Raw genomic sequence first — 7,688 nt, forward strand, 5'->3', positions numbered from 1 at the left:
GCCCAGGCCCGGGTGGAACGGAGCAACATGGTAGTCCTCCAGGTAGACCTCGATGAAAGTCTTCCAGTTGTAGTTGCACTGGTGAATTTCCACGTGGTCGAGTACGTAATCCGAAAAATCGAACTCGGGCCGCTCGAACAGCGGCGCCATATCCTGAGCCGGGTCGCGCGGGCCTTCGAACAGCTGGCCGTGACAGTTGCGCAAGGAAAAGCGCTGCAGGTTCTTGCAGGGTTTTTGCTCGAACTGCGGCGCGCCCAGCAACTCGCCGCTGCTGTTGTACGTCCAGCGGTGCAAGGGGCAGACGATGTTGCCGCCGGCAGCCGCCAGATTACCTTTCGGGTTGGCTGGCCCGGTCACATTGCCGGTTTCGCCGCCCAGGATCAGGGCTTGCCGGTGCCGGCAGACGTTGGACAACAGCTCCACGCCCTGCGGGTTGCGCACCAGCACGCGGCCGCCGCCTTCCTGCGCGAGCCGGTGCCAGTCGCCGACCTGCGGCACGGCTTTTTCATGGCCGAGGTAGCGGGCGGACTTGTTGAAGATCAATGCCTGTTCGCGCGCGAACAGGGCCTCGTCAAAGTACGCGCCTACGGGCAATTGCGGGTCCGCCGGCAGGACATGCACCAGGCGTGCGATATCGTTCATGGAACTCTCCAGGGCGTGGCGAAACACACCGGCCTTGAGAAAGGCACAGCCGCATCGCGGGATCAATGGCCCGGACTACGAAGGATCGGCCAGCAATCGGGCGATACGCTTGTCGAGCGGGAGCTTGGGGCAGGTGCTGCATTTCTCGCCGTCATGGCGGCGAAAGTAGTGGCAGCACACCTTGCGGTCGAGAGCGAGCGCAGGCGTCCCGTCACGCGCCCGGTAGGCAAAAAGGCCGCAGCCGCCGCTGATGCCGAGCCGGGCCAGCCATTCCTCACCTACCGCGGCGACCTCGCTATCGGCCAGAACTGACCGGCTGCGATGCACTAGCAGCAGCGCGCCCAGCACACACTCAGCCTGCAGCCGGTCGGCGGCGCGTGCATGCAGCGCCACCAGCTGCATGAGTGCCGCCCGCGTGGATTGGCACAGTTCGCGCAGCTCGCCTGTTGCCAGGCGGATGCGTGAAGGCAGCGTCGCGGCCTTCATGGGTGCGTGCACCGGCAATTGAAAGTCGCTGGGAAACCCGTCCACCACGGGTTGTGCCAGGCCGGCGAGCCGCGGAACGTGCGTATCAAGATGCGCGGCGATCACGCTGAGGTACACCGGTTGCCAGATCGCTAGCCCCCAGCAGCGCAGCGCCACATAGTGCGCGCCGGCTTCGGGGTAGGTCTCTGCCCAGTGCCGGCACAGCGCCCGCAACGGGCCCGGCCTGGCCGCTGCGTCGTCGCCATGACGCAGTGCGCTGGGCAGCGGTGCATCGCCCTGCTCGCCGCGCAGCGAGGGTGCGATGCGCCCGGCCAGTTGCAACACGCGGGCGAGGTCAGCGTTGGGCGCGGACGCCCACGCCTGCAGCGGCGCGCCGTCACGCACCGTGTCCTCCGCCCGCATGTCAAAGCTCATGCAACGCTTTCCGCAACCGGTTCTGCCTCGGCCCGGTGCGCGGCGCGGCGGCGGAGCCCGCCTATCGGGTTCACAAGATTGCCGGCCATCTTCAGGCTGGACGCAGGGTCTGCCAGGTTGACCATCTGCACGTTGTTGCCGAGTTGCAGGCGGTTCAGGCAGGAATGCAGGAACTCGGGCACAAACATGTCGTAGTGCGCGAACTTTTCGGCCATCTCAGGGTGGGCATCCTGGTAATCGGATACGCAGTCGGCCACCGATTGCCAGAAGTCTCTCTCGCTGCAGCAGGCGTTTTCCACCAGCACCTGGTTGATGTGGCGCAGCACGCCGTCGAACACATCGATGAAGATGCCCAGCAGCTTGAAGTGGTCGGGCACATCGACCGCCAGCCGGTTGACGCGCTCCGGCAGCAGCGCCTTGGCCTCAATGTTGAGGATGGCGCATTCCTCGGCAATGTCTTTCATGATGGCGCGCACCGGCACATGCTTGTCCAGCACCAGGATCAGGTTCTCGCCATGCGGCATGAAGGTCAGGTCGTGTTTATAGAAGCAATGCAGCAGCGGCGTCAGGTAGGACGCCAGATAGCTTTTCAGCCAGGCCTTTGTGCTTAGGCCAGAGCGGCGGATCAACTCGGGCAGCAGGGCATGGCCGTCCTTGTCGACATGCAGCAGCGCGGCCATGGTCATCAGGCGTTCGCCCGGTTTGAGCAAGGGCAGCGGGCTCTCGCGCCACAGCGCCGAGAACATCTTCTTGTAAGGCGTGTCGACCGGTATTGCAGCCTCATAGTAGTGATTGCGAAAGCCGATGGAGGCGACCTCCTGCAGGATGGTGAAACCGTTCGCGCGCAGGAAGGTGTCGCCGGACACCAGGCCCTTGATGAATTCGTTGATGGCGGGCGTGCCCGACATGTAATACGGTGAGAGGCCGCGCATGAACCCCATGTTCAGGATGGATAGCGAGGTCTTCACATAGCGCTTGCTGCGGTCGCTGGTGTTGAAGAAGGTGCGGATGGACTGCTGGGCGATGTAGTTGTCGCGGCCATAGGCCAGGCAGATGATCTTGCGCTGGGCCACATAACCGGCGAAGGCGATCGACAGCTTGTTGAACCACTGCCAGGGATGGGCCGGCATGAAGTTGTAGTCGGCTGGATCCACGCCCAGCGCGGCCACTTCGCGGCTAAAGCCGTCTACCGTCTCTTGCCCCAGCTCTTCGGCCAGCAACTGCTCGTAGCTGAGCGTGGAGATGCTGGAGAAAGCCGCGTGGTCCTTGTGCACGGCCAGCCAGATGACGCGAATCTCCGAGCCGGCCTCAGGCGCGTAGGCCTGGTAGTCGGCCGCAGTGAAACCCAGCCGCCCGTTGTTGGCAACAAAACCCGGATGGCCTTCCGTCATGGCGACTTCAATGGTCTGGAAGTCAGTGGTGTCGGCCAGCTGGGCGCTGCTGGGTGCGTCTGCCTTCATGCGCTTGTAGGCGCTGCCGAAGAGCGTGCTGCTGATCTCGTCGAGGTAGATGGGCAGCAGCTCCTCGCGTATTCCCAGGCGCTGGCGGCATTCAATGATGAACTGCAGCGCGTCCAGCGACTGGTCTGCGCTGTTCACCAGCTTGCGGATGGATTCCGGTTTGATGTACCAATGGCGCAGCGCCAGACGTTGTGCTTCGAATTGGTAGCACACGGCGCCGTCGTCGGAGCACACCTGGTACAACGCGAAGCCGCCCTGACCGGCACGCAGCAGCTCCGGTTCGATGATGATCTCGTGGGCATATTCGGCAATGGCTTTGCGCAACAGCAGGCGGTTGGCTTGAGCCCAGACCTCCGGCGTCAGGTGGGCGGCGAACTGGGCCRGGTCGTGCGCGATCTGGTGGGCGATGGTGACGTTCATGAATGGACTTCCTCTAAGGTGGCGGCCGTAGCCTGTTCAAAATCCCGCCGTGTGCAAAAGGCGAGGCTGGCGATCTTCTCGGGGAAGACCACATCACGGTCGTAGGCAAAGCCTGCCGACCGGTTCAAGGCATGGACCTTGTGATTGGTGGCGTCGGGCTCCACGACGATGCGCCGCGCGCGCAAGTGTTCGAACATGAAGCGCATCAGCGCATGGAACGCGGTGCGCGAATAACCGACAATGCGCCGCTCAGGCGGCCCGATAAAAATGTGCATGCCCAGGTCACCGGGCCGCACGGTGTAGAAGGCCTTGATGCGGTCCTGCGCGGGGTCGTAGCACTCCGCCAGGAAGGCTGGCTGGCCTTCGTGCCAGCCGATGTAGGGTGTGGCGGTGCCGGAATCCATCATGCGCTGGTAGGCCTCACGAACTTCGTCCTCGGTCTTGTCCTGCATCAGCCAGAAGGCGGCACGCTCCTGGATGAACCAGCGATGCAAAGTCGGGATGTCCTCCGGTATCCGCAACGGGCGGAACACAAAACCCGTCTCGTCGCGGTACAGCCTTTGCACGGCGTCGGCGCGGCGGTGGATCGTGTCAGTCTCAATTGGCATGGGCGGGCTCCTTTAGAGAGGCGGGATGGGCTGACTTGTCGCCTTCCTCCAGATGCCCGGCGCTGGGTACTTTGAGGATCAGGCGATCCAGCAACGCAGTGAGTACAAAGCCACCGGCCGCCAGCAGAAAGGGCACATGCAGCCCGTAGCGATTGACAATCGCGCCCGCCGCAAACGAGGACAGCAGCACGCCCATGTTCTGGAAGAAGTTGGTGATGCTGTAGTCTTGCGCATAGCGCTGCGGCGTGGACAGGCGAAACAGGTTGACCTCCAGCTTGACGATGATCTGGAAGAAGGCCCAGCCGTACAGCACGCGCCCCAGCACGACCAGGAAAGGATCGGGTGCGGCATGCAGCAACAGGCCGACCGCGCCCAGCAGCAGGTTGCCCACCGTGTGGTCGGGCAGGTCCCCGCCGCGTGCCCGTATCCAGGCGTGCAGGCGCAACGCGACGATGGCCACCACGCCCGGTATGGCGAAGGCCATGCCCGACAGCAGCTCGCTGTCGTTGCCAGTGATCTTCTGCCAGTACAGCGCGAAGAAGGGGCGGATCAGGTAGGCGCTGAAGTCAAACATCAGCATCACCAGCGCCAGCTTCAGGATGGGCAGGCGGGCCAGCAGCCCGACGCGGCGCGCTTCGGTGGCTTCGGCCATTGCCTGCTCCCCGGTGTTGACGCGAATGATCTTTCCGCTGCGGATCAGGTAGAAGCAGACCGCCATCTGAAAATAGTCGCCGGCCGCCATGGCAAAAATGCTGGCGCGCGGCCCCCAGGTCTGCAGCACAAAGCCGCCCACCACCGCGCCGAAGATGGCGCCGAAGTGCACCACCACCGACAGGATGCCAATGGTGGCCGCATGCTGCTCCTTGGGGGTCAGGCGCATCATGTACGGGTACATCAGCAGGTAGCTGCTCTTGCACATGAACATCAGCATGGACAGCACCCAGTAGATCTTCACCGTAGGCGCCCAATCGCTCAGCAGGCTGAAGGTGCCGGCGGCAAACTGCGTGTAGACCAGCAGATGCAGCGGCTCGACGCGGCGCGCCACGCGCGCCCACAATGGCAGGGTGCACATCACGGCGATGGAGATCGCCGCCACGTAGGCGCCCACGTGCACAGGGCTGTCGATGCCGTAGCGCACGCTGAAAAACTGCGGGTAAAAGGGAATCAGGATGGCGTCGCTGATGACGGCTAGTACCGTCATCGTGATAATGTGAAATCTCAGGTTCATGTTGGTTGTGTCTCTCAGGCCTCAGAGCAGGACGAAGTCCGCAGTGGACGGAATGGTGAAATCCTGGATCGCGACGCGACGCTCGATCTTGTAGTGCTCCACGCCCGTGAGTTCGCGCAGGATGTAGGAGTTGCGGTAGCAGCTCATGCCCAGGTCCTGGTTGGTCATGCCATGGGTGTGCTGGCCGGCGTTTTGCACGAATATCTCGTTGCCGTTGAAATCGGCGGCGTAATTGCGCGCGAGGCGATAGCGGCCTTGTTCGTCCCAGCGCAGGCGGTGGCGGATGCCGTCAACGAAAGGCGGGATGTTCTCGCGATAACCCGTGGCAAAGACCAGCCCCTCGCTGCGGTGCGCATAACGTGCGTCGCAGTCAAGCTGGCGGAATTCGATCTCGTAGCTGTCACTTCCGGCGTCGTAGCGGCACCCCTGCAACTCGCAATTGGTAATGAGGTGCGTGCGCAGCGGCCCCTGCTTTCGCCTGTCGTCCAGCAGGTCATAGATCTGGTTGATCAGGCTGGCATTGACGCCCTTGTACAGGCTGTCCTGCGCGCGCACGATGCGCTCCTTCTTCCCATCGGCCAGGTTGTAGAAGTAATCGATGTAGTCGGGAGAAAACATCTCGAGCGTGAGCTTGGTGGTCTCCATCTGGAAGAAGCGCGAAGAGCGGGTGATCCAGGTCAGGCTGTAGTCGTGCCCGTCGGCGTCCTTGAGCAGGTCGTGGTAGACCTCGGCCGCGCTCTGGCCGCTGCCGACGATGGTGATGGAGYGCTTCTTCTGCAGCTCGGCCTTGCGGGTGATGTAGTCGGCGGTATGCAGGTAGCGATGCCCGCCCGGCGCGCAACATTGTGGGAAACGGGGCTTGGAGCCAACGCCCAGCACCAGTTTACGGCAGCGCATGACAAAAGGCTCGCGCTGCGGGCCTTGCACACCGGTCACGACATAGCAGCCGTTCTCGATGTCGTGGACGATCTCCTGCACGTCGTACTCGAAGCGCGCGTTGGGCAGGCGCGCCGCCGCCCAACGGCAGTAGGCGTTGTACTCAGCCCRCGTCAGGTAGAAGCTCTCGCGGAAGTAGTACGAATAGATTTTCCCTTCTTCCTTGCAGTAGTTGAGAAAGCTGAAGCAGCTGGTGGGGTCCGCCAGGCTCACCAGGTCGGCCAGGAAGGGGTTTTGCAGTGTGGTGTTGTCAATCAGCATCCCGGGGTGCCAGTTGAACTCCGCATTGCGCTCCAGAAAAACCGCGTTCACCCCGGTGATCGGCTCCGCCAGACAGGCCAGACTCAGATTGAAGGGTCCAAGCCCGATCGCAATAAAGTCATAGACATCATTTTTCATTGCACTGAACTCCCTGATTTCTGGTGCGCCATCCGGCGGCGCATGGTGATCAAAAGAATGCCCGCCGCTGGATACAGCACCGGACCGCGTTCCTACCACTGATACGTCAGGGTCGCGTTGACGCTGCGTGCGTCGCCCCAGTAGCAGTACTGCTGGCTCAGGCACGACGCCACATAGGTCTTGTCGAGGAGGTTATTGACACTCAGGCGAAGGTTGGTGCCCTTGAGCGACGGGTTCAGCTGGGCCAGATCGACGCGCAGCATCAGGTCCACCAGCGTGTAGGGCGGCACCTTCATGCTGTTGGCGTTGTCAACCCAGCTGGAGCCCACATGGCGCACGCCCGCACCCATGGTGTAGCCCTGTGCGAAGTTCCAGTCGCCCCAGACCGAGGCCATATGGCGCGGCGCCTGGTACGGCGTGTTGCCGGTGAAGCCGTCCGACGATTCGGTGAACTTCATGTCGGTATAGGTGTAGCTTGCCAGCACCGAGACCTTGCGGCTCAGCTGCGAACGGGCCTCCAGTTCGAGGCCGCGCGAGCGCACCTTCCCGGTAGGCTCAAAGTAGGTGGCGCCTACCGGGCGTGTGGCGACATTTTTCTGCGACAGGTCGTACACCGCCGCCGACAGCAAGGTGTTGGAGTCCTTGGGCTGGTAGCGTATGCCGACTTCCAGCTGTTTGGTCTCCGCGGGCGGCAGGTTGTTGCCTTGCCGGTCATTGCGCAGGCTGGGATTAAAGCCGTCCGAATAACCCACGTAGGGCGCAACGCCGTTGTCAAACAGATAGACAACGCCGGCCCGCTTGGTGAATTTGGAGCCGCTCCACTGCGCCGGATTTCCCGAACCATACTGGTTGGAGGCCTTGGCCCAGTCCATGCGGCCGCCCAGCGTGAAGCGCCAGCGGTCCAGCTCGGTCTGGTTTTGCAGGTAGAGGCCGGTCTGCTCCAGCTTGCGGTCGATGAGGTCGCTGGTCACGCCGGTCAGGCCCGGGGCGCCGTAACTCGGGTTGAACAMATTGACGGGCAGCGCGCTGCCCGACTCCCAGTTCCCACTGACGCGGCGCTTCTGGTAGTCCAGCCCGGTCAGCAGGGTGTGCTTG

The 7,688-nt window shown here is 62.9% G+C and carries 7 protein-coding genes; all 7 read right to left on the reverse strand.

From position 1 onward, the window contains the following. Positions 1–642: aromatic ring-hydroxylating oxygenase subunit alpha (locus AC1D1P_RS09725; RefSeq protein WP_477672822.1), on the reverse strand; the 642-nt coding region annotated here is incomplete at its 3' end. Between the two features lie 75 nt (positions 643–717). Further along, positions 718–1,542 carry a siderophore ferric iron reductase gene (locus AC1D1P_RS09730; RefSeq protein ID WP_477672823.1) on the reverse strand — a complete coding sequence of 275 codons (825 nt, stop codon included), beginning with the start codon at positions 1,540–1,542 and terminating at the stop codon, positions 718–720. After that, positions 1,539–3,422, reverse strand: coding sequence for an IucA/IucC family protein (locus AC1D1P_RS09735; RefSeq protein ID WP_477672824.1), 1,884 nt, complete (start codon positions 3,420–3,422; stop codon positions 1,539–1,541). Before AC1D1P_RS09735 ends, AC1D1P_RS09730 begins: the two co-directional genes overlap by 4 nt. Further along, positions 3,419–4,030 (reverse strand): GNAT family N-acetyltransferase, encoded by a 612-nt coding sequence (locus AC1D1P_RS09740; protein WP_477672825.1) that lies wholly within the window; start codon positions 4,028–4,030, stop codon positions 3,419–3,421. The genes AC1D1P_RS09735 and AC1D1P_RS09740 overlap by 4 nt, the downstream gene beginning before the upstream one ends. Next, positions 4,020–5,258, reverse strand: coding sequence for an MFS transporter (locus AC1D1P_RS09745; RefSeq protein ID WP_477672826.1), 1,239 nt, complete (start codon positions 5,256–5,258; stop codon positions 4,020–4,022). The genes AC1D1P_RS09740 and AC1D1P_RS09745 overlap by 11 nt, the downstream gene beginning before the upstream one ends. A 21-nt stretch (positions 5,259–5,279) precedes the next feature. Continuing rightward, entirely contained in the window at positions 5,280–6,593 is a 1,314-nt protein-coding gene (locus AC1D1P_RS09750) for a lysine N(6)-hydroxylase/L-ornithine N(5)-oxygenase family protein (protein WP_477672827.1), read from the reverse strand. Between the two features lie 92 nt (positions 6,594–6,685). Continuing rightward, a partial coding sequence (locus AC1D1P_RS09755; protein WP_477672828.1) for a TonB-dependent siderophore receptor occupies positions 6,686–7,688 on the reverse strand: 1,003 nt, incomplete at its 5' end.

This window comes from Polaromonas sp. P1_E1_2 (assembly GCF_056406035.1).

Bases quoted from the DNA above. Each gene is read 5' to 3' on its own strand.
- AC1D1P_RS09730 (WP_477672823.1), bottom strand. From the start codon at position 1,542: ATGAGCTTTGACATGCGGGCGGAGGACACGGTGCGTGACGGCGCGCCG.
- AC1D1P_RS09740 (WP_477672825.1), bottom strand. From the start codon at position 4,030: ATGCCAATTGAGACTGACACGATCCACCGCCGCGCCGACGCCGTGCAA.
- AC1D1P_RS09745 (WP_477672826.1), bottom strand. From the start codon at position 5,258: ATGAACCTGAGATTTCACATTATCACGATGACGGTACTAGCCGTCATC.